Origin of the sequence: Photobacterium rosenbergii, assembly GCF_003026455.1 — a bacterium.
In the GTDB taxonomy this organism is placed as follows: domain Bacteria; phylum Pseudomonadota; class Gammaproteobacteria; order Enterobacterales; family Vibrionaceae; genus Photobacterium; species Photobacterium rosenbergii.
Genome location: NZ_PYMB01000014.1, coordinates 90612 through 114039, shown reverse-complemented (window position 1 = coordinate 114039; position 23428 = coordinate 90612). Strand labels below are relative to the sequence as shown.

The 23428-nt window shown below is 51.1% G+C and carries 20 protein-coding genes; 9 read left to right on the top strand and 11 right to left on the bottom strand.

Features of this window, described 5'->3' with window-relative positions:
- The 4 genes from C9J01_RS20770 to ampD form a co-directional block, all read right to left on the bottom strand.
- On the bottom strand, positions 1–824 hold an 824-nt coding region (locus tag C9J01_RS20770; RefSeq protein ID WP_336596081.1), incomplete at its 3' end, for a biotin/lipoyl-containing protein.
- 14 nt (positions 825–838) lie between these two features.
- Positions 839–3502: a pyruvate dehydrogenase (acetyl-transferring), homodimeric type gene (gene aceE, locus C9J01_RS20765; RefSeq protein ID WP_107300055.1), complete on the bottom strand. Its 2664-nt coding sequence runs from the start codon at positions 3500–3502 to the stop codon at positions 839–841.
- An 82-nt stretch (positions 3503–3584) separates the two neighbouring features.
- Entirely contained in the window at positions 3585–4358 is a 774-nt protein-coding gene (gene pdhR / locus C9J01_RS20760; protein WP_107300054.1) for a pyruvate dehydrogenase complex transcriptional repressor PdhR, read from the bottom strand.
- A 314-nt stretch (positions 4359–4672) separates the two neighbouring features.
- Positions 4673–5227 carry a 1,6-anhydro-N-acetylmuramyl-L-alanine amidase AmpD gene (ampD, locus tag C9J01_RS20755; RefSeq protein ID WP_107300053.1) on the bottom strand — a complete coding sequence of 185 codons (555 nt, stop codon included), beginning with the start codon at positions 5225–5227 and terminating at the stop codon, positions 4673–4675.
- Positions 5228–5619: 392 nt separating this feature from the next.
- On the opposite strand from ampD, the gene nadC reads away from it, so the two are divergent.
- The 8 genes from nadC to yacG all read left to right on the top strand — a co-directional run bounded on the left by nadC (position 5620) and on the right by yacG (position 13103).
- A complete protein-coding gene (nadC, locus tag C9J01_RS20750) occupies positions 5620–6507 on the top strand; it encodes a carboxylating nicotinate-nucleotide diphosphorylase (protein WP_107300060.1) in 888 nt (295 codons plus the stop codon).
- A 369-nt stretch (positions 6508–6876) separates the two neighbouring features.
- On the top strand, positions 6877–7305 hold the full coding sequence (locus tag C9J01_RS20745) for a prepilin-type N-terminal cleavage/methylation domain-containing protein (protein ID WP_107300052.1): 429 nt from the start codon (positions 6877–6879) through the stop codon (positions 7303–7305).
- On the top strand, positions 7306–9006 hold the full coding sequence (gene pilB / locus C9J01_RS20740; RefSeq protein WP_107300051.1) for a type IV-A pilus assembly ATPase PilB: 1701 nt from the start codon (positions 7306–7308) through the stop codon (positions 9004–9006).
- Between the two features lie 59 nt (positions 9007–9065).
- Positions 9066–10286, top strand: coding sequence for a type II secretion system F family protein (locus tag C9J01_RS20735; RefSeq protein ID WP_107300050.1), 1221 nt, complete (start codon positions 9066–9068; stop codon positions 10284–10286).
- Between the two features lie 339 nt (positions 10287–10625).
- Entirely contained in the window at positions 10626–11495 is an 870-nt protein-coding gene (locus C9J01_RS20725; protein WP_107300049.1) for a prepilin peptidase, read from the top strand.
- Between the two features lie 3 nt (positions 11496–11498).
- Positions 11499–12119 (top strand): dephospho-CoA kinase, encoded by a 621-nt coding sequence (gene coaE / locus C9J01_RS20720; RefSeq protein WP_107300048.1) that lies wholly within the window; start codon positions 11499–11501, stop codon positions 12117–12119.
- 19 nt (positions 12120–12138) lie between these two features.
- A complete protein-coding gene (gene zapD, locus C9J01_RS20715; RefSeq protein WP_107300047.1) occupies positions 12139–12876 on the top strand; it encodes a cell division protein ZapD in 738 nt (245 codons plus the stop codon).
- Between the two features lie 8 nt (positions 12877–12884).
- Positions 12885–13103: a DNA gyrase inhibitor YacG gene (gene yacG / locus C9J01_RS20710; RefSeq protein WP_039459319.1), complete on the top strand. Its 219-nt coding sequence runs from the start codon at positions 12885–12887 to the stop codon at positions 13101–13103.
- A gap of 77 nt (positions 13104–13180) precedes the next feature.
- Here the strand turns inward: yacG and mutT are convergent, their stop codons facing one another.
- Both mutT and secA read right to left on the bottom strand, forming a co-directional pair.
- A complete protein-coding gene (gene mutT, locus C9J01_RS20705) occupies positions 13181–13579 on the bottom strand; it encodes an 8-oxo-dGTP diphosphatase MutT (protein ID WP_107300058.1) in 399 nt (132 codons plus the stop codon).
- A gap of 142 nt (positions 13580–13721) precedes the next feature.
- Entirely contained in the window at positions 13722–16448 is a 2727-nt protein-coding gene (secA, locus tag C9J01_RS20700) for a preprotein translocase subunit SecA (RefSeq protein WP_107300046.1), read from the bottom strand.
- Between the two features lie 433 nt (positions 16449–16881).
- Between secA and C9J01_RS20695 the strand changes: the two genes are divergently transcribed.
- Positions 16882–17346 (top strand): DUF721 domain-containing protein, encoded by a 465-nt coding sequence (locus tag C9J01_RS20695; protein ID WP_107300045.1) that lies wholly within the window; start codon positions 16882–16884, stop codon positions 17344–17346.
- 66 nt (positions 17347–17412) lie between these two features.
- Here the strand turns inward: C9J01_RS20695 and lpxC are convergent, their stop codons facing one another.
- From lpxC to murC, 5 genes are all read right to left on the bottom strand, one after another.
- A complete protein-coding gene (gene lpxC, locus C9J01_RS20690; protein ID WP_107300044.1) occupies positions 17413–18330 on the bottom strand; it encodes a UDP-3-O-acyl-N-acetylglucosamine deacetylase in 918 nt (305 codons plus the stop codon).
- Positions 18331–18445: 115 nt separating this feature from the next.
- On the bottom strand, positions 18446–19639 hold the full coding sequence (gene ftsZ / locus C9J01_RS20685) for a cell division protein FtsZ (protein ID WP_107300043.1): 1194 nt from the start codon (positions 19637–19639) through the stop codon (positions 18446–18448).
- Between the two features lie 34 nt (positions 19640–19673).
- Complete coding sequence (gene ftsA, locus C9J01_RS20680; protein WP_107300042.1) at positions 19674–20930, bottom strand: cell division protein FtsA; 1257 nt, start codon at positions 20928–20930, stop codon at positions 19674–19676.
- Between the two features lie 52 nt (positions 20931–20982).
- Positions 20983–21750: a cell division protein FtsQ/DivIB gene (locus C9J01_RS20675; protein WP_107300041.1), complete on the bottom strand. Its 768-nt coding sequence runs from the start codon at positions 21748–21750 to the stop codon at positions 20983–20985.
- A 216-nt stretch (positions 21751–21966) separates the two neighbouring features.
- Entirely contained in the window at positions 21967–23424 is a 1458-nt protein-coding gene (gene murC, locus C9J01_RS20670; RefSeq protein ID WP_107300040.1) for a UDP-N-acetylmuramate--L-alanine ligase, read from the bottom strand.
- Between the last annotated feature and the right edge of the window lie 4 nt (positions 23425–23428).

The window sequence follows — 23428 nt, the reverse complement described above, 5'->3', positions numbered from 1 at the left end:
ACTTCGAATACCATGATTAGCGAGCCAGTTGACACTTTGTCGCCAGCTGCAATCTTGATTTCTTTAACCTTACCAGCGAACGGTGCAGGTACTTCCATAGAAGCCTTGTCACCTTCTACAGTGATAAGAGACTGCTCTTCTTCAATCATATCGCCAACAGCTACCATGATTTCAGTCACTTCTACTTCGTCGCCACCGATGTCCGGTACGTTCACTTCTTTGTCAGCTGCCGCTGCAGGAGCTGCCGCTGGCGCTTCTACTGCTGCTGGAGCCGCTGCAGGTGCAGAGCCTGCCGTTTCGAAGATCATGATTAGAGAGCCAGTCGATACTTTATCGCCTGCCGCTACTTTGATCTCTTTTAGAGTACCGGCGAATGGTGCTGGTACTTCCATTGATGCCTTGTCGCCTTCAACAGTAAGAAGAGACTGCTCTTCTTCGATGCTGTCGCCAACGGCTACCATGATTTCAGTCACTTCAACTTCGTCACCACCGATGTCCGGTACGTGAACTTCTTTCAGTTCAGCCGCTGCTGCTGGAGCTGGAGCAGCAGGCGCTGCTTCAGCCGCAGGAGCAGGTGCTGCAGCTGCAGCACCCTCGGCTTCGAAAATCATGATTAGAGAACCGGTAGAAACCTTGTCGCCTTCAGCCACTTTGATTTCTTTAACGATACCCGCCTGAGAAGCTGGTACTTCCATAGAAGCCTTGTCGCCTTCTACAGTGATCAGAGACTGCTCTTCTTCAACCTTGTCGCCAACGCTAACAAGAATCTCAGTTACTTCAACCTCATCCGCACCGATATCAGGTACATTAATTTCGATTGCCATGTTTAATTTGCCTCTTACGCGTATAGCGGGTTGATCTTGTCAGCGTCGATGTCGAACTTCGCGATTGCTTCAGCAATTACAGATTTCTCAACATCACCACGCTTAGCCAGTTCAGTCAGTGCAGCAACAACTACGTAGCCAGCGTTAACTTCGAAGTGGCGGCGTAGGTTCGCACGGCTGTCAGAGCGGCCGAAACCGTCAGTACCAAGTACTTTGAAAGACTCAGAAGGCATGAACGCGCGAACTTGTTCTGCGTAGTTCTTCATGTAGTCAGTTGCAGCGATTGCAGGCTCAGTGCCCATAACCTGTGCGATGTACGGTACTTTCGCTTCAGCTTCTGGGTGAAGCATGTTGAAGCGCTCTACGTCTTGACCTTCACGGGTTAGTTCGTTGAAAGACGTCACAGAGTAGATGTCAGAAGCGATACCGTAGTCGTCGCTTAGGATCTGTGCTGCTTTACGAACTTCGTTCATGATGGTGCCCGAGCTCATTAGCTGAACTTTAGACTTATCACCCGCGTAAGATTCTAGCTTGTAGATACCCTTACGGATGCCTTCTTCAGCGCCTTCTGGCATTGCTGGCATCGCGTAGTTTTCGTTCATTACCGTTAGGTAGTAGAACACGTTCTCTTGCTCGCCGTACATGCGACGGATACCGTCTTGCATGATCACAGCAACTTCGTAAGCGAACGTTGGGTCGTAAGAGATACAGTTAGGAACAGTGTTAGCCATGATGTGGCTGTGACCGTCTTCGTGCTGTAGACCTTCGCCGTTCAGGGTAGTACGACCTGCTGTCGCACCTAGTAGGAAACCACGCGCCTGCTGGTCACCTGCCATCCACGCCATGTCGCCCACACGCTGGAAGCCGAACATTGAGTAGTAGATGTAGAACGGGATCATTGGAAGATCGTTGGTGCTGTATGACGTTGCCGCAGCAACCCATGAAGACATTGCACCTAGCTCGTTGATACCTTCCTGTAGTACCTGGCCCGAAGTCGCTTCTTTGTAGTAAGAAACAATGTCACGGTCCTGCGGAGTGTACTGCTGGCCGTGCGGGTTGTAGATACCGATTTGACGGAACAGGCCTTCCATACCGAAAGTACGTGCTTCGTCAGCAATGATAGGAACGATGTTCTTACCGATGTTCTTGTTCTTAAGTAGAACGTTTAGCGCACGAACGAATGCCATTGTTGTAGAGATGTCACGCTTCTGCTCTTCTAGCAGTGGCTTGAACTCTTCAACTTCTGGGATCACTAGTTCTTCAGTGAAGTTAGGCAGACGCTGTGGCGTGTAGCCGTGCAGTGCGTTACGACGAGCGTGTAGGTACTCGTGCTCTTTCGAACCTTCTTCCAGTTTCAGGTAAGGCAGGTTCTTCACTTCTTCGTCAGAAACTAGGTCTTGTAGGCCTAGGCGGTCACGCAGGTGCATAACAGAAGACATGTCCATCTTCTTAACCTGGTGCGCAATGTTCTTGCCTTCCGCTGCTTCACCCATGCCGTAACCTTTAACAGTTTTAGCCAGGATAACAGTTGGACGGTCTTTGGTTTCCGCCGCGTTCTTGTAAGCTGCGTACAGCTTAGATGACTCGTGACCACCGCGCTTAAGCTCGAAGATCTGCTCGTCAGTCATGTCAGAAACTAGTGCAGCAGTTTCAGGGTACTTACCGAAGAAGTGCTCACGTACGTAAGCGCCGTCTTTCGACTTGAATGTCTGGTAGTCACCGTCGATAGTCTCGTTCATAAGCTGAAGCAGCTTACCAGAGGTGTCTTTCGCCAGTAGTGAATCCCAGTTGTTACCCCAGATAACTTTAACCACGTTCCAGCCAGCACCTTTGAATAGGCCTTCTAGCTCTTGGATGATCTTGCCGTTACCCATAACTGGGCCGTCAAGACGCTGTAGGTTACAGTTGATTAGGAAGCATAGGTTGTCCAGTTTCTCACGCGCAGCGAAAGAAATTGCACCACGTGATTCTGGCTCATCCATCTCACCGTCACCTAGGAACGCGTATACGCGCTGCTCTTTGGTATCTTTCAGGCCACGGCCGTCAAGGTACTTAAGGAAACGTGCTTGGTAGATAGCAGAGATTGGACCCAGACCCATAGATACGGTCGGGAACTGCCAAAACTCAGGCATTAGTTTAGGGTGCGGGTATGAAGGGATACCTTTACCGTCTACTTCCTGGCGGAAGTTGTCTAGCTGCTCTTCAGTCAGACGACCTTCAACGAATGCACGAGAGTAGATACCAGGGGCAATGTGGCCTTGGTAGTAAACTAGGTCACCACCGTCCTTCTCGTTCGGAGCACGGAAGAAGTGGTTGAAACAAGTCTCGTAAAACGCTGCAGCAGACTGGAATGAAGCCATGTGACCGCCAAGCTCAAGGTCTTTCTTAGAGCCACGCAGTACGATCATCGCTGCGTTCCAACGGATGATCGCGCGGATACGGCGCTCAAGCGTTGTGTCACCAGGGTAAGCTGGTTCTTGATCTGATGGGATGGTGTTGATGTAGTTGGTAGTGATACCGGTTGGCATATCTACGCCATCAAGACGAGCCTTGTCCAGTACTTGCTCAAGTAGGTACTGGGCGCGTTCTACACCTTCTTCACGAACGACTGACTCAAGGGCTGCTAGCCACTCTTGAGTTTCCAGTGCGTCCACGTCATTTTTCATGACTTCAGACATGCGATCTATCCTTTCGTTGATAATCTACAAAACTAACAATGTCGCGACTGTTTACTAGTGCCCTCGGCTTATATGAGGGGTACTAATCCAGCCCGTCCTTGCGTTGTTGAATGCGTCGAAGAGAGCGTTCTCGTCTACTGTCTTCACGCGATAAATCCAACAAGGTTTCCTCGATATAAGCCAAATGTGCATGCGATGCTTCGCGGGCCTGTACGGGCTCACCCGAAACAATCGCCTGGACAATGTTGGCTCGATGATTGCGCACCTTTTCCACCACTTCTGGGCGACGGTTCAGGAGCTCAAAGTTTTGTAATACGTTTTGCTCCAGCAGAGGGGCAAGGCTACGGATGATATGGAGCAATACCACGTTGTGAGCGGACTCGGTTACCGCTATCAGGTATTGCATCACGGCGGCGGCTTCGGCCGGCAAATCACCTTGCTGCTGGGCGTCCTGTATACGTGAATGGCAGTCACGGATACGGGTGAAATCTTCTTCGTTACCGCGAAGGGCGGCGTAGTAGGCAGCCAGGCCCTCAAGGGCGTGGCGCGACTCCAACAAATCTAGTTGGGTCTCGGGGTGGGCGGATAGGAGTTCCAACAGTGGCTCAGAAAAGCTCTGCCATAGCTTTTCGGTCACGAAGGTACCGCCACCTTGGCGGCGCGTGAGCAGTTTTTTTGCTTCTAGGCGCTGGATAGCTTCACGGACAGACGGGCGAGAAACATCGAATTGCTTGGCAAGCTCACGCTCAGGCGGAAGCTGCTGACCCGGGGATAGGATTCCCTCGAGGATCAGGTGCTCCAGTTCCTGCTCGATAGCATCGGAGAGCTTGGGTTGGCGGATTCGTTTATAAGTCATTCGTTATTCGTTCTTGGTTGTACTTATACGTTTCAAGGTAGTCCGGAATGCGGATAATTGGTATTACCAATTTAACTATGGAAGGAAAGTTTACAGAAATAATTGAGGATGTCTACCGACAACTTGATTGAAATCATAGAATGAGGGGTGATTTAACAAAAATTTCAAATTATGAAAACTTGTTAAAACATGACAAACACTAGTAGTCAACAGGGGTTAGAGCAATGTTTGACGAGAAAACAACCAATGGTCAGACCAATTATTTGTTACATTTTCTCGCCAGTTTTCCCATCAGCAGTCGCCCTGATTGGCGATTACTTGAGCAATATTGAAGACTTATAGGCAAGCCAATCAAATGCTAAGCCCGGGTCGGTTTTGCGACCGGGGGCGATGAACTCATGGCCGGTGATCCGGCTGGCTTCCGTGCGGGGGTAGTTATCGAGCAGCACCCGGGTGAGTGCGGCAAGGGTATCGTACTGGGCCTGGGTATAAGGCAGTGTGTCCGTTCCTTCCAGCTCAATCCCGATTGAATAGTCATTGCATTTGTCGCGGCCTGCAAATGTCGACACACCCGCATGCCAAGCCCGACAGTCAAACGGAACGAATTGGATAATATCGCCATTTCGCCTGATTAGACAGTGAGCCGAGACCCGAAAACCGGAAATTAACTCAAAATAGGGATGTTCGTCAGGTTTTAACGTGCCAGTAAATAGCTGTTCGATATACGGCCCGCCGAACTGGCCCGGTGGCAAGCTGATATTATGTACAACCAGCAGCGATATATCGTCACTTTCCGGCCGGGTATCAAAGAACGGCGAAGGCACATGCTTGACCCCTTCCAGCCAGTGGTTTTGATTGATTGTTAGCATTTGTTTAGATCCTAGAGGCGAGATCCTAGTTCCTAGAGAGGTCCTTGGTCCTTGGTCCTTGGTCCTTGGTCCTTGGTCCTTGGTCCTTGGTCCTTGGTCCTTGGTCCTTGGTCCTTGGTCCTTGGTCCTTGGTCCTTGGTCCTTGGTCCGTAAAGCATTTACTGATCGCGATTATACGTCAAGCTCCTCGCTCTTATTTATTGCCTTTTCTACTTTTCCGAGGGCCTGCTCCTACTAGGTCCTAGCACCATCTTTACCCGCTTTTCCCAGGAACTAGGAACTCGCACCTAGGATCTGAGGACGCATCGCGGTATCATCAGCGCCAGAAAACACAAGGGCACTCCCCGCCCCTCTTCAGCAGCTAACCTTGCTACGGATTTGTCATGACTCAAATGGAAAAGAAGCACGACAGCGAATCGCGCTTGAATTACCTTAAACAGCAGCTTCCCCTCGAAATTACCCGTGCCGTTGCCGACACCCTGCGTGAAGACCTCGGTGGCGAGATTGATGCCAGCCTTGATGTAACGGCGGGTCTGATCCCAGCCGACAGCCAAGGGGTAGCAACCATTATTACCCGCGAGCACGGTATTTTCTGCGGCCAGATGTGGGCCGAGGAAGTGTTCCGCCAACTGGGCGGTGAAGTCAGCATTGAATGGCATGTTGAAGACGGCGACAAGGTTGAGCCGAACCAGACCCTGTGCACCCTGCGCGGCCCGTCGCGTATCTTGCTGACCGGCGAGCGCAACGCGATGAACTTCATCCAGACCTTGTCTGGCTGTGCCACCACGGTTGCCGAGTATGCCAAGCAGTTGGAAGGTACTGACTGCCGCCTACTAGATACCCGCAAGACGATTCCGGGCCTTCGCAGCGCGCTGAAATACGCCGTGACCTGCGGTGGCGGCTACAACCACCGTATCGGTGTGTTCGATGCTTACCTTATCAAGGAAAACCACATTATCGCCTGCGGCGGCATCGAGCAGGCCATTAGCACTGCCAAGCAGCTTAATCCTGGCAAGCCAGTAGAAGTTGAAACCGAATCGCTGGAAGAACTACAACAAGCCATCGATGCCGGCGCCGATATCATCATGCTCGATAACTTCACTACCGACATGATGCGCGAAGCCGTGAAAATCAACGCAGGCCGCGCTGCATTAGAGAACTCCGGCAACGTAACGCTTGAAACCATCCGCGAGTTTGCCCAAACCGGTGTCGATTACATCTCGGTCGGCGCACTGACCAAGCATCTCAAGGCGATGGATTTGTCGATGCGGTTTAAATAAACCGGCCAGAGGCAAGTGGCTAGCGGCGCTTGGCGTCGCAGGTATTTAACACTTGCCTCTAAATTTCGCTTCCCTTATTAGCACATCCCCTCTGCACCAATCCCCCCAAACATTACCCGATAACCCAAGCCAATGACCTAGGATCTTAACTAGATTTTTTACACCGCTTTTGCTCCTCCCCTAGCCTGCTCTTCCTATGGCCGATGGCCTGCTTCCCACCCTCGCCGCAAATTTGACGCAAAAAATGTAACGCTGCCGCGTTTTTTCCGAGCCATTTCCAGCAACCTTTCGCCACCAATAAAACCCTTTGCATATCATAGGTATGCTGGCCCTACTTTACATTCATGGCTATTTAACAAGGACAAGGAAATGAAGAAGCAACAAGGTTTTACGCTTATTGAATTGATGATAGTGGTGGCGATTATTGGAGCTCTAACAGCAATAGCAATTCCTGCTTACCAAAGCTATACAAAAAAGTCGGAGGTGGCCAGTGCAGTCGCAACACTTCGTTCGTTACTGACAAATATTGACATGTTGGAACAAGAAAAAGGGGAGTTTCCTGCAGCAACAGATTTAGCTAACGTTGGTGCACACGAGGATATGAGTGCTCTAGGTAAAATAGGTATAAAACCTGTGCCTGATATTTCAGGAGGGGTCGCTACTTTTACTTTTGGTTCTAATTCAACAATAACAGACTCAAAAAAAGTTCAATTCCAAAAAAGTTCTACAGGTTGGATGTGCATTCAAAATACAGGTGTTGAATCGAAGGGTTGCTTAGATACTGGTACTATTTATTAAATGCAGACCAACCTCGCTTCTATCCTGCATCAGGCTGAGCTGATCAGCCCGGTGCAGTTGCAACAGGTGGTTGACCGGGTACAGGCTGAAAGCCAGTCTGTACCTGCTGCTTTGATCGGGCTAGGGGTTATGACTAGCCTTGATTTAGCGCGGCAGCTGGAAAACATTTTTTCGGTCGCGCTGGTTGATACCCACCAGTATGACTATGCCGGGTGCTGCAAGTCGCTCAACCTGCGCGATTTGATACTGCGCCACCGGATGTTGCCGTTAAGTGTCACCGACAGCGCCCTGCATATAGGCCTGTGCGACCCAACCCTGCTTGATGCCCTTGATGAGTTCCGTTTTGCTACCGGTAAGCATGTCGAACCGGCTCTGCTTGAGTACAAACAACTTGAGGCCGCTATCCGCAGGGTCTACGGGAGCGAACTAAAAGGTGCAGAACAGCAGACACCGCAAAGAGGGATCAGCGACAGCGAACTGACTGAGTTGGTTGAGCTCAGTGATGGCGAGCTAGTTGATGAAGCGACGGATCTCAGCAGCGACACCGCACCGGTGACGCGCTATATCAACCAGACCTTACTTGATGCCCTGCGCAAACACGCCTCGGATATCCATTTCGAGCCGTACGAAAAACACTACCGGATCCGCTTTCGCTGCGACGGCATTTTACATCAGTATGCGACGCCACCAGCAAACCTATCCCGCCGCTTATCAACCCGATTAAAGGTAATGTCACGGCTCAATATTGCCGAACGGCGGATACCGCAAGATGGCCGGATCAAGCTTAAACTCTCTGACAGTGTGTCTGTCGATCTACGGGTATCCACCTTGCCAACCATGTGGGGCGAGAAAATCGTACTGCGGATCCTCGATGGCAGTAGCAGCAAGCTGGATATCGATCACCTTGGCTATAACGAGGTGCAAAAAAAGGCCTACCTTGATGCTCTTGGCCAGCCACAAGGGATGATCCTAATGACCGGGCCGACCGGAAGCGGCAAAACTGTTTCACTCTATTCGGGGCTAAAAATCCTCAACACCGAAGCTCGTAATATTTCCACCGCCGAAGATCCGATCGAGATCAACCTGCCGGGGATCAACCAAGTCCAGATCAACCCAACTTCCGGGCTTGGCTTCGCCGAGGCACTAAGGGCTTTTCTGCGTCAGGACCCCGATGTGGTGATGGTGGGTGAAATCCGAGATCTCGAAACTGGGGGCATTGCGGTAAAGGCGGCGCAAACCGGGCATTTGGTCCTATCAACTTTGCATACCAACTCGGCAGCAGAAACCATCACCCGCCTGACAAATATGGGGATAGAAGATTTTAACTTGGCGTCATCACTCAGCCTGATCATTGCCCAACGCCTTGCCAGACGGCTTTGCCACCACTGCAAAGAGCCTGACGATCTCGACCCTTTGCTTCGGGCCAAACTGGAAATCCCAGCAGATATCGAACTGTTCAAAGCCAGTTCAACAGGCTGTGATGACTGCAACAAAGGCTATCTCGGGCGGGTCGGTATTTATGAAGTGATGCCCTTCTCCCGTCCGCTGTCACAAGCCTTGATGCAAGGCGCTAGCACTTTGGAGTTGGAAGATATCGCCCGTCAGAACGGAATGCTCACCCTTAAGCAAGCCGGAATTGAAAAGCTCTGCCAAGGCACCACCAGCCTTGCCGAGCTACAACGTGTCCTGCATTTTGCTTGAACACACTTCCTTATAACCACTTAACCCAAACAGTTTTCTAGCAGCATAAGGACCTTCCCATGGCCAAGGACAGAAAAATACGTTACTACCGCTGGCGTGGGATCAACCCGACCGGCAAGCGTTTATCCGGTGTGATGCTAGGGTTTCAGGAGCAGGAGATCCGTGCCAAGCTCAACGAGCAACAAATTCAGGTCCGGAAGCTCAAGCGTCATAACCCTTCGACGCTAAGCAAACGCAAGAACCAACTCAAGGCCACCGACATCACCGCTATTACCCGGCAGCTTGCCACTATGGTGAACTCCGGTGTCCCTGTGGTGCAAGCACTCAAGCTGATTGCCACCAGCCACCACAAAGCCGAAGGGCGCGCGACCCTTGCTATGATAAGCAACCAAGTTGAGGCTGGCTTAAGCCTCTCCCGGGCCATGCATACCAGCTCCCCCCTGTTTGATGATTTCTACTGCGATCTGGTTGCCACTGGCGAGCAAACCGGCCATTTGGCCCATGCGTTCTCCCGGCTTTCCACCTACCGGGAAAAAAGCGAAGCCATGCGCAAGAAGGTGATCAAGGCGATGATCTACCCAACAATGGTGACCCTGACAGCAATTATCGTCACAGTGATGATGCTGATTTTCGTGATTCCACAATTTGCCAGTATCTTCAATAGCTTCGGTGCAGAATTACCATGGTTTACCCAGTGTATTATCGACATCTCCGATTTTATGCTCAGCCATGGGCTCTACCTCGCACTCGGCTTGCTGTTGTCAGGGATTATTGCCGTTACTGCTTACCGTAAGTCAGACCAACACAAACTGCGTGTTCACCGTATGCTACTGGCCCTCCCCATCTTGGGGCCAGTCTTGCGCAAAGCGGCTATCGCCCGCTTTTCCCGCACCCTTGCCACCACCTTCTCTTCAGGGATCCCACTCCTAACCGGGTTAGAAGCTGCAGGAAAAACGAGTGGTAACCGTTTTATCGAACAGGCAATCGAAGGTGCCCACAATGATACAGCGGCCGGTATGCCGCTACATTTGGCCCTGCGCCATAGCGAGGTCTTCCCAGAACTTATGCTGCAGATGGTGATGATTGGCGAAGAGTCCGGTTCGATTGACGATATGCTCAATAAAATTGCCATTACTTATGAGGATGATGTCGACAATACCGTCGATAACCTCGGCAAAATCATCGAACCCTTGATTATCATGTTCCTCGGCACAGTTATCGGCGGATTGCTGATCGCCATGTATATGCCGGTGTTCAAGTTGATGAGTGTGGTGGGATAGGAACGTAGTGACGAGATCCTAGTTCCTGGGAACTGGGAACTGGGAACTGGGAACTGGGAACTGGGAACTGGGAACTGGGAACTGGGAACTGGGAACTGGGAACTGGGAACTGGGAACTGGGAACTGGGAACTGGGAACTGGGAACTGGGAACTGCAGGACGATTCCAATGGGTTCGATGTAGTATCAAGCACTTACTTGGATTTTCGCTTTTTCTTACCCTAGGCCCCAGGGCCATCTCCTCCTAGGACCTGCCTCCGCCAGTATCCGGGAACTCGGTTCTAGGATCTAGGCGCTCTTTCCCCTACAATATCCCCATTGAGTAATAAGAGACTTTTTTCATGGTGTTGCTGTCTGTATACCCTTGGTTATTTCCTGTTTTTGCTGCAATTTTCGGGTTGCTGGTAGGTAGCTTTCTTAACGTGGTGATCTACCGCCTGCCTATCATGATGGAGCGCCAATGGAGAGCCGACTGCACCGAGTATTTTCCTGAGCTTACTCCGCAAGAAGACACCGGCACCTTCAATCTCAGTATCCCGCGTTCGCGCTGCCCGCATTGCCAGCACCCAATCAGCATGTGGGACAATATCCCGGTGATCAGTTGGCTACTGCTCAAAGGCCAATGCCGCAACTGTAAAGCCAGTATCAGTGCCCGTTACCCGGCGATCGAAGCATTAACCGCAGTGATTAGCGCAACTATCGCTTTCACCCTGCCAGCTTCGCCTTGGGCGCTGGCAGTGATCCTGTTTAGCTTTGCCCTGATAGCCCTGACGTTTATCGATATCGACAAAATGCTGCTGCCGGATCAAATTACCCTACCCTTGATGTGGGCAGGCTTGATGCTGTCGCTACTCGGGATCTCCCCAGTCAGCCTGCAGGATGCCGTTATTGGTGCCATGGCCGGTTACCTGTCGCTATGGAGCCTGTACTGGGTCTTCAAGCTGCTGACGGGCAAGGAAGGCATGGGTTATGGAGACTTCAAACTACTGGCGGCACTAGGTGCATGGCTTGGCTGGCAGTTGCTGCCTTTTGTGGTACTGCTTTCCTCTCTGGTTGGAGCAATCTGCGGCATTATCATGATGCGCCGTCAGAAGAATGACGGCCAGCAGCCATTTTCTTTTGGTCCTTATCTAGCTATTGCCGGCTGGGTGGCCATGTTATGGGGTGAGCCGTTGCTCAACTGGTACCTAACCGCTTACCTGGGGCTTTAAATTATGTCTTTTGTTATTGGATTAACCGGCGGGATCGGTAGTGGCAAAACCACGGTTGCCAATCTGTTTGCAGCACAGCAGATAGAGATCATTGATGCCGATATCGTTGCCCGTGAAGTGGTCGAGCCGGGCAGTGCCGGTTTGCAAGCCATTGTTAAGAAACTAGGTTCTGACATCTTGTTGACAGATGGTACGCTTAATCGCAGTAAGCTGCGTGAAGCCATCTTCAGTGATAATCAATTAAAAGAATGGCTTAACCAATTATTGCATCCGATGATCCGGGAGAAAATGCAGCAAGATATTGCCGCCGCCCAGTCGCCGTATTGCTTGCTGGTTGTGCCGCTTATGGTGGAAAATAACCTACAGGCAATGACAGACCGCTTATTGGTGGTCGACGTTGATGAAGAGGTTCAGGTAGCCCGGACCCAGCAAAGGGATAATGTCCCTGCCGAACAGGTTCGCAGCATCCTTGCTTCCCAAGCCAGCCGTGAACAACGCCTTGCGGCTGCCGATGATGTGATCTGCAATAATGGCAATGGTGACAACCTTGAGCAGCAAGTTGCCAAACTGCACCAAGAATACCTGGCGTTAAGCCGCCAGCAGAACAACACACCGCAGTGCTAACTAATTTGGGTAGGTTGATATGCAAATAAACCGCTTTGAACACCCGTTAAATGAGAAGGTACGAATTTACCTTCGCTTGGAATACCTGATCCGCCAAATGCAACATGCCAGTGATCTAACCGATCCTTGGCAACATCAGCTATTCTTCCGCGCTTTGTTTGATTTGCTGGAAATCCTTGATCAAATCCAGCTCAAGTCGGAGCTTGCCAAAGATCTCGAGAAACAACGTGGCCGCCTCAAGCAATGGCTAAACATTGAAGGGGTCGATCAAACTGCCCTACTGGCACTGTTGGACCAGCTAGAGCTCGCCCAGCACCAACTACTTACCGCTAACCGCCTTGGCCAAGCCCTGCGCGAAGACCGCTTCCTTGGTGGGATCAAGCAACGCCTTTCTATTCCTGGCGGTAGCTGTTGTTTCGATCTACCGGCCCTGCACCATTGGCTACACCTGCCACTGGCCCATAAGCAAAATGATCTGGCCAACTGGCTGTCCCAAATCAAAGAGCTAAGTGTTGCCCTCAACCTGTGGCTCAAGCTAGTCAGGGAAACCGGACAGTTCCAAGATCAGGTCGCACGCGGTGGTTTCTTCCAGCATGAAGCCGAAGAAGCCAGTTTGATCCGGCTTGAGATTTGCCCCAGCCATGGTGTCTACCCTATGATATCGGGACACCGCAGCCGGTTTGCCATCCGCTTCATGCCATTTGAAGAAGGCGCCGGCATTGCCGAGACGATAGAATTTAAACTAGCGATTTGCTGAGGTAACAAGTGACGCAATCCAACACGCCAACTACACCGATCACCGTGGTGAAATGCCCAACCTGCCAAACCGACGTTGTTTGGGGTGAGCAAAGCCCATTCCGTCCGTTCTGCTGCAAGCGCTGCCAGCTTATCGATCTCGGTGAGTGGGCTGAAGAAGAAAAGGCTATCCCGGGCGCGCCGGATATGTCTGATTCCGACGGCTGGTCGGAAGATATGGGGTATTAAAGGGTACGGGGTGCTAGGTCCTGGGGACGAGGGAATACCCCCCCGGACCTCCTAGGACCAAGGACCCAGAACCGCTTTTATAACGCCATCAACTTCTCTAACACAACCTCATTCGCTTCCGGGAAGGCGTAGTTGGTTAGCTCTTCTAGGCGTACCCACTCGCTTGGCTGGCCTTCCTTGCCGTATGCCTTGCCTTCGAAGGCACGTACCAGGAAGAAATCAAACTTCAATGACTTCTCTGGGTAGTCATGCTCCAGTGCCATGAAGTGCTCCAGTTCAGTCGCTTGGATACCAACCTCTTCGTGCAACTCCCTGATCACCGCCTGCTCGGCTGTTTCACCGGTTTCGACCTTACCCCCGGCAAACTCCCAGAAACCGCCCTTGTGCGCTTTGGCGGCGCGCTGGGTGATGAAAACCTTATCCTGTTCGGCATTGAGGATGATCCCCGCCGAGATCCACACTTGTTTCTTTTCCAAACCGCTACCTTTGACTTTCTCATTGCCTGCTAGGCAGGTCTCTTCTTTAAGCATATACCCCCACCAACACTGTTACCGTGAGTTATCCGAGGATAGAAAAAAGGCCGCGATTGCGGCCTTTTGTATCATTTAAGCTGCCTGGTTAGTTGATTTTACCGTGGCATTGCTTGTATTTCTTGCCAGAGCCACATGGACAAGGCTCGTTACGGCCTACCTTGCGCTCTTCACGCTGGTAAGGCGCCGCTTCGTCGCTTTCCTGGCTTTCATCGGCAATTTGGTTTTCCGCATTCTGGTGCTGGAATTGCTGGCGGCGGGCTAGCTCTTCGGCCTGACGGCGGCGCTCAGCTTCAACACGCTCAACTTCTTCCTGCTGCTGGACACGTACCTTGCTCAGGATCGCAATCACATCAGACTTCAGGCTTTCCAGCATACCTTCGAACAGTTCAAACGACTCACGCTTGTATTCCTGTTTCGGGTTCTTCTGCGCATAACCACGCAGGTGAATACCCTGACGTAGGTGGTCCATTGCCGCTAGGTGTTCTTTCCATAGCGTATCTAGGTTTTGAAGCATTACCGTTTTCTCGAAGTTGCGTAGTACCGGTGCACCAACCACTTCTTCTTTATGACGGTAGATCTCAACCGCTTTCTCGACGATGCGCTCACGCAGCGCTTCTTCATACAGCTTCTCTTCGCTGTCCAACCACTCCTGGATAGGTAGTTCCATGTCGTAGTCGGCCTTCAGGCGCTCTTCCAGGCCTTGGATGTCCCACATCTCTTCCAACGACTGTGGCGGGATGTAGCCATCGATAACCGCCTGAATAACGTCTTCACGGTTCTGCTCGATCATTTCGCTGATGTCTTCGGCATTCATCAGCTCATCACGAAGCTCGTAAACCACCTTACGCTGGTCGTTAGCTACGTCATCGAATTCAAGCAACTGCTTACGGATATCGAAGTTACGGCCTTCAACTTTACGCTGGGCATTTTCGATAGCCTTGGTCACCCATGGGTGCTCGATCGCTTCGCCTTCTTCCATACCCAACTTCTTCATCATGTTAGACACACGATCCGAAGCGAAGATACGCATCAGGCCATCTTCCATCGATAGGTAGAAACGGGAAGAACCGGCATCACCCTGACGGCCCGAACGACCACGTAGCTGGTTATCGATACGGCGAGATTCGTGACGCTCGGTACCGATGATGTGCAGACCACCAGAGGCTAGAACGGCATCGTGCTGTACCTTCCAGTCCGCTTTGATCTTGGCAATTTGATCGTCAGTTGGGTTGTCCAGCTTAGCCACTTCGCTCTGCCATGAACCACCCAGTACGATATCCGTACCACGGCCGGCCATGTTAGTAGCGATAGTTACCGCTTTTGGTGCACCCGCCTGGGCAACGATGTCTGCTTCACGCTCGTGGAACTTGGCGTTCAAGACTTCGTGCTTGATACCTTGTTTCTTCAGTGACTTAGACAGTAGCTCAGATTTTTCAATCGATACGGTACCAACCAGAACCGGCTGACCATTTTCGACACGGTTCTTGATGTCTTCGCTGATCGCAGCGAATTTTTCCAATTCGGTCATGTAAACCAAGTCACCCATGTCATCACGGATCATCGGCTTGTTAGTTGGCAGTACGACAGTCTCAAGACCGTAAATAGACTGGAATTCGAACGCTTCGGTATCGGCTGTACCTGTCATACCAGATAGTTTGGTGTACAGACGGAAGTAGTTCTGGAAAGTGATCGACGCTAGCGTCTGGTTTTCATTCTGGATCTTCACACCTTCTTTGGCTTCTACAGCCTGGTGTAGACCTTCAGACCAGCGACGGCCCGGCATAGTACGGCCAGTGTGCTCATCAACGATGATTACTTCGTCATCTTTAACAATGTAGTCAACGTCGCGCTCAAACAGAACATGGGCACGTAGGGCAGCGTTAACATGGTGAAGCAGGCTGATGTTAGTTGGCGAGTAAAGAGTGTCGTCCTCTTCCATCATGCCGTTTTGCTTAAGCAACTCTTCGACAAATTCCTGACCGTTCTCGGTAAGGTGAGCTTGCTTCGACTTTTCATCCACCGTGTAGTGGCCTTCGCCACGGTATTCTTCGCTGTCTTCCTGATCCTGCTTGGTTAGCTGTGGGATCAGGGTATTGATCTTGGTGTATAGTTCAGAGCTATCTTCCGCAGGACCAGAAATGATCAGCGGGGTACGGGCTTCATCGATAAGGATGGAGTCAACTTCATCGACTACCGCAAAGAAGCGCTCGCGCTGTACGCGATCTTCCGGGCGGAACGCCATGTTGTCACGCAGGTAGTCAAAACCAAATTCGTTGTTTGTTCCGTAAAGGATGTCGGCAGCGTAGGCTTCTTTCTTCGCCTGAGGCGGCATGTTTGGCACGTTAACGCCAACGGTCATACCTAGGAATTCAAAAAGTGGTCGGTTAGTTTCGGCATCACGCGCGGCCAGGTAGTCATTCACCGTTACGATGTGAACGCCTTTACCCGTCAGGGCGTTAAGGTAAGCTGGCAGGGTTGCCGTCAGGGTTTTACCCTCACCGGTACGCATCTCTGCGATTTGGCAAGCGTTCAGTACCATACCACCGATAAGCTGAACGTCGAAGTGGCGCATACCGTATACACGCTTGGACGCTTCACGTACCGTTGCAAAGGCTTCTGGCAGTAGCTGGTCAAGGTTCTCACCTTGCTCCAGACGCTCACGGAACTCAACCGTTTTGGCCTTTAGTTCTTCGTCCTGCAAACTTTCGAATTGAGGTTCAAGCTTGTTGATTTGGTCAACAATTTTGCGCATACGACGCAGTGTGCGGTCGTTACGGCTACCGATAACTTTGGTCAGTAGTTTTGATAACATGGCGTTGCCGTTTTCTCTTAGTTATTTCAGCCTATCAAGGCTGAATTCTTAATCTGAATTTTTCAACCGGGATTATATCAGCAAGGCGCTAGGCCAAGACTTGCGATTAATCATCCCTGTCCCGTCTAAATTCGCCACTTTTGTGACTACGGAAGCCGATACGAAAAACAATGGTTATTGATGATATTGTGGTACGAGTCGACCATTTCAAGGGATAAATGAAAACAATACCAGAAAATGAACACCATCGGCTATCCGTGGAGGGTGTAAACCCAAGCAGACCCAATAAGCCAAACGACCTTGGTCAATGCTCTCCCAAGCTTGATATAATAAGCCATATTGACTGTGTCGCCTATGGCAAATGCCCAGACGATGTTTTTCATATTCGAAAAATTAGAACTTAGCCACCACTTTTAGCCAGGAAACCTTAGCTATGCGCGATCATCGCCCACAAACACCGGCAAATTTGCTTGATGACAACCACGTGGGGAACATCCAGCAGCGTGCCATTGCCCTGAGTAAATTGGACAAAGCGGTTAAAGAGCACCTTGCCTGCGCCGATCATTGCCGGGTCAGTAACTACCGCCAAGGAACCCTGATCATCGAAACGGCCTCGGCGGCTTGGTCTATGCGGCTTAACTATGAGCGCAACACACTAATTACCAAATTACGCGAGAAGCTGCTGCCCAACTTGGCCAAAATAGAGGTCAAGGTCAACCCGGCTCTGGCAGCAGCGGCCCCGGTAAAAGAAAAGCAGCCGGATATCGTTCGCAAGCCTATTTCCGCCAAAGCTGCAGGCTACCTGCTCCATACCGCCGAGGGCGCACCGGACAAGATTAAATCGCGGCTCGAACGCATTGCCGCGCTGGCAGCAGAGAAGGCTGGCCAGAACAAATAAAAAGCCAGATAAAGAAAACGCCGGACAATGTCCGGCGTTTATAGATTCGTTTGAGGCAAAAACCGATTAGGCCAATACCATTCCAGGCTGAGCAAAGGTCACTGGAACCTGTTGTTCATCTGTGAAGGTAGACCATTCATACGCTTCCTGATCAGCAAGCACTGCACGCAGCAACATGTTGTTAAGCGCATGGCCTGACTTGTAAGCCACCATTTCACCAATAATGTTGTGACCACACATGTAAAGGTCGCCAATGGCATCCAGTACTTTGTGGGTAACCAACTCGTTGTCGAAACGAAGGCCTTCGTCATTAAGGATACGGTAATCGTCAAGCACGATGGCATTGTCAAAGCTACCACCTAGACACAGGTTCTGTGACTGGAGGTATTCGATATCGCGCATGAAGCCGAAAGTGCGGGCTCGGCTGATATCTTTAACAAATGACTGGCTGGAGAAGTCCAGTACCAAACGCTGCTGCTCTGATTCAATCGCCGGGTGGTTAAACTCGATAGCGAAATCAAGACGGAACCCGTTGTAAGGACGGAGCTCTGCCCATTTGTCACCATCTTCGACGCGAACAGTTTTCTTGATACGCAAGAAACGCTTAGGCGCATTCAGGGTATCGATGCCGGCAGACTGCAGCAGGTAGATGAACGGGCTCGCACTGCCATCCATAATAGGGATTTCAGGTGCATCAACTTCGATAATCACATTATCGATACCCATTCCTGCCAACGCAGCGTTAAGGTGCTCAACGGTTGAGATACGTACGCCTTGCTCGTTAACCAAGGCAGTACACAACATGGTGTCGCGGACCGAATCTGCATCTGCTGGGAAATCAACAGGCGGATTCAAATCGGTACGGCGATAAATCACACCAGTGTTCGCAGCAGCAGGACGAAGAATAAGCGTCACTTTACGCCCAGAGTGAAGGCCCACCCCAGTCGTTTGCACAATGCTTTTCAGTGTACGTTGTCTTATCATCTGCTTTTCTCAACTATAAAATTGCCATGATATCGGCCCCTATCCTTCGTCAAAAAAAGGACAGGGACATGCATCATATCACTTTTTAACCAGTTTCCCAAAATTAATTGCGCGCTTAGTCAGCTTGCTTGCGCAAAAATGCTGGGATATCCAAGTAGTCGTGATCCGCCTGAGGCTTAGGATTTGCCGCCGTTGCCGCCTGCTGGTTAGCAGTTTCAGCTGCTGGAGCTGGCTGGCTCAAAGGCGCAGCTTTAGTCTCTTCAGCAGGTGCCGCTGTAGGTGCAGGCTTCTCTGATGCCACTGCCTGTACTGGCTTCGCCGTACCGGTTACCAAAGTGATATCAGGCTTGCACTCTTTACCAATACCGGTTGCAACAACAGTTACACGAAGCTCGTCAGACATTTCTGGGTCAAGCGAGGTACCGATAACAACAGTAGCGTTATCCGAGGCAAAGGCTTTCACCGTGTTACCTACCGTTTCGAACTCATCTAGACGCATGTCTAGGCCAGCTGTGATGTTAACCAACACACCGCGTGCGCCAGCTAGATCGATATCTTCAAGTAGCGGGCTCGAAATAGCCATTTCAGCTGCTTCTTCAGCACGGTCATCACCAGTAGCAACACCGCTGCCCATCATGGCATGACCCATTTCAGACATTACAGTGCGAACGTCAGCAAAGTCGACGTTGATCATGCCCGGACGGGTGATCAGCTCGGCGATACCTTGTACTGCGTTTTTCAGTACATCGTTAGCTTTGGCAAAAGCATCAAGCAATGTTATGCCACGGCCAAGCACTTTCAGTAGCTTCTCGTTCGGGATAGTGATCAGCGAGTCAACGTGCTTAGACAGTTCCTCGATGCCCTGCTCGGCAAACGCCATACGCTTTTTGCCTTCGAAGCTAAATGGCTTGGTCACCACCGCTACAGTCAGGATCCCTAGCTCTTTCGCCACCTCAGCAATGATTGGCGCCGCACCGGTACCGGTACCGCCACCCATGCCGGCTGCGATGAAGATCATGTCTGAGCCTTCAAGCTCAGCTTTGATCGCTTCGCGATCTTCCAGTGCCGAGTCACGACCAACCTGTGGGTTGGCACCCGCACCCAGACCTTTGGTGATTGCCCCACCGATCTGGATCACTGTACTTACATTGGTTTTACGTAGCGCCTGAGCATCAGTGTTCACACTGATAAACTCAACGCCTTCGATTGATTCACGTACCATGTGATCGACAGCATTACCACCGCCGCCGCCAACGCCTATGACTTTAATTACCGCTTCGTCAGACATTTCCATCATCGGTTCAAACATGTGTTCTCTCCGTCCATCCTGTTCGCATCAGGTTTTAAAATTCTTTTCTAAACCAGCCACTGAGCTTAGTAAAAAAGCCAGAAACAGAACGCTTCTGCTCAATTTCACTGTCATCAAATGTCTGACTATCCTTTCCGTAATGCAGTAGACCTACTGCAGTCGCATAATGTGGGAATTGCACATGTTCGGTCAGCCCTGTCACGTTAAGTGGCAAGCCAACACGTACCTGGTTACTGAAGACGCGCTCGGCACACTCCACCAGACCTTCCATCTGGGCCGCACCACCGGTTAAGACAATACCTGCCGCCAGTTGATGCTTCACTCCCGCATTACGCAATTGTTCTTGTACTTCAATCAGCTTCTGATTAACCAGTCCCAACAGTTCGCTGTAACGGGGCTCTATCACTTCCGCCAATGTTTGGCTCTGCAGGCTACGCGACGGTCGACCACCAACACTTGGCACATCTACCTTGGCATCCTTGCTAACAAGCTCGCTTAGCGCACAGCCATATTTCACTTTAATTTCCTCGGCATCCCCAAGTGGAGTGCCGAACGCATAGGCAATGTCACTGGTTACCACATTGCCCGCATAAGGAATCACGGCCGCATGGCGCAATGCACCACCGGTCCAGACAGCGATATCCATCGTACCGCCGCCGATGTCGACCACACAGACACCCAGTTCACGCTCATCAGGCGTCAATACTGCGTGGCTGGCAGCCAAGCCGGAGAAAATAAGCTGATCGACTTTGAGGTCACAGCGCTCTACCGCCTTGACGATATTCCGCGCCATGTCGTTATGGCAGGTGATCAAATGAACACTCGCTTCCATGCGTACCCCAGATAGACCAACAGGGTTTTTAATTCCCTCTTGATAATCAATAGCAAATTCCTGAGGAATTACATGCAAAACTTTATGTTCGTCACTAATTTTTACCGATTTAGCGGTATGGATGACATTATCAACGTCATCCTGAGTCACTTCTTTGTCGGAAATCGGCACCATGCCTTCTTCTGTCTGGCAGCGAATGTGCTTGCCCGACAGGGACAAAAATACCGATGAAATCTGACAGTCAGCCATCAACTCAGCTTTGTAGATCGCGCCCTGTACCGATTTAACTACAGACTCGAGATCATTCACACCGCCTTTGTCCATCCCACCGGACGGACTGCTACCTTCACCGATGACATTCACTTCGCCATCCGGTAGCACTTCACCGACCAAAGCACTGACTTTGGACGTGCCAATATCCAGGCCTACTATCAGTTTTTTATCTGCCGCCTTCGTCATAGCGCCTACTCTTATAGTTCTCTTAAGCCAAACAGGCTGCGGCCGAGCCGATCTATTTGGTCTCGCTTTGCTCTGGGTCAGTGACCCAGCCTACAGCGGCTCCGGTATCATAGCGTAAGTCTATGTACTCGATAGCCTTTCCTTGCTGCTCTAATTGCGGGGATAAGGCAATGAAACGTTCGATCCGCTCCATCCGCTCCTTACGCCCTAATTCAAGCCTGACGCCGTTAGTTAACCAAACCCGCCAAGCCCGACGTTCATTCAATGCCAGCGTAGCAATTTCAAAGCCCGCATGCTGTAACCTCGGTTGCATTTCACGCAATGCGCTCAACACTTCGAGGCTGGTACCATCCGGCCCTGCAAGGCCAACCAGTAGTTGGCCTGCTTGCTCTGGGGGGGCCTCAAAGACTTCCCCGTCTTGGTTGACCATCGCGTGGCCATTCCAAGAAGCTGCCGGCTCTTGCTCGACCAAAAATACCTTGAGGGTATCGGGCCACTGCTTGCGCACCGCCGCCCTGGCCACCCAAGGCATGGCCTCCAGCACATGTTGAATATCATCAACATCTTGGGTCATGAAACTGCCAAGCTGCTCAAGGTGCATTATGCCTTCCCGGACATCGCCAGGGGTCAAGTAATGCAACTCACCTTGAATCACCAGCTGTGACAACGGCAGCCGGTTGGCATCTGTCATCCAGTTGATTGCCGCGCTGAACAGCCAGACAACAAACCCGATCACAAAGAGAAAAAAAGCCAGTCCCCCACGGTGGTGTATTGGCGCCGCAGAGGAAAACGATATTCTTTTTAGGACACTATCAGCCATAAATAGTTTAATCCCGATGTCATAGCCGATATTTACCTAGCAAAAGCGGCAAGGCCATTCCCTCAACCCTTTCCGCTTTCTCGCGTAAAGTTGACAGATTATAGCGAGCAAGCCCCGGCTCTCCAACATCTGAAAGCCGATTCCTCGCAGATCTCTGGCTATAAGCTTAAATCAAAGCAAAAAACAAGCCAAATATATATTTTTTATACAGTAAGATTACTGGCTCATTTGCTCAATATTCAGTTGCATATCCGCAAGCTGCCTAGCAATCTTGCCAACATCACCGGCACCTTGTGTCAGAACCAAATCATCATTTTGTAGAATATTGGCTAACGCTGACGGCAGGGCATCGATTGTTGGCACAAAAATCGGGTCCAGTTTGCCACGGCCACGAATAGTACGGCACAGGGCACGGCCATCTGCACCGGCAATAGGCACTTCACCCGCAGCATACACATCCAGCATGACAAGCACATCAACCTGCTCGAGCACATTAGCAAAATCATCATAAAGATCACGGGTGCGGCTGTAGCGGTGTGGCTGGAATACCATCACCAGACGCTTGTCTTCCCAACCTGCGCGTGCCGCCTGAATAGTCACATCAACCTCACTCGGGTGATGGCCATAATCATCAACCAGCATCACCTTGCCGTTACCGGTATCGAACTCGCCAAGATGGTCAAAGCGTCGGCCGGTGCCTTCAAATTCAGCCAATGCACGGATGATAGCGTCATCAGCGACGCCTTCTTCCGTAGCGACTGCAACAGCAGCCGTCGCATTCAAGGCATTGTGCTTACCCGGAATGTTCAGTTTGATCTCAAGGGCAGGCTTACCTTTACGTAGTATCGAGAAATGTCCCTGCTGACCGCGCTGATCATAATCAACCAAACGCACATCTGCATCCTCAGAAAAGCCATATGTGATGACTTGTCGGCCAATTCTTGGAAGTAGCTCACGCACGACAGGATCATCAATGCACATTACCGCCAAACCGTAGAACGGTAGGTTGTGCAAGAAATCGACAAATGTCTGCTTCAGCACTTCGAAATCACCGCCGTAAGTGTCCATATGGTCAGCTTCAATATTGGTGACGACACACACCATCGGCTGTAGGTGCAAGAATGAAGCATCACTTTCGTCAGCTTCAGCAATCAGGTAACGGCTCGAGCCAAGACGGGCATTAGTACCGGCACTTTTCACCAGGCCGCCGTTAACAAATGTTGGATCCAACCCTGCTTCAGAGTAAATCTGGGTAACCAAAGCTGTCGTGGTTGTTTTACCGTGGGTACCGGCAATGGCAATGCCATGACGGTAGCGCATCAGCTCAGCCAGCATCTCCGCGCGACGTACCACCGGAATACGTAGCTCACGGGCAGCCGCCAATTCAGGGTTGCTCTGGTCGATGGCCGTCGAGGCAACCACCACGCTAGAGCCATCGATATTGCTGGCTTGGTGGCCAAAGAAGATCTCAGCGCCCTTGCTCGCCAAGCGATTAGTCACCGCATTCGGCGCCAGGTCTGATCCACTGACGTGGTAGCCTTCGTTAACCAACACTTCTGCGATACCACTCATACCGGCACCGCCAATTCCAACAAAGTGGATACGCTCTACGCGGCGCATCTCTGGCACCATGGTTCTAATTTTTGCTAATTGCTGGTTATCCAGTTTACTCATCACT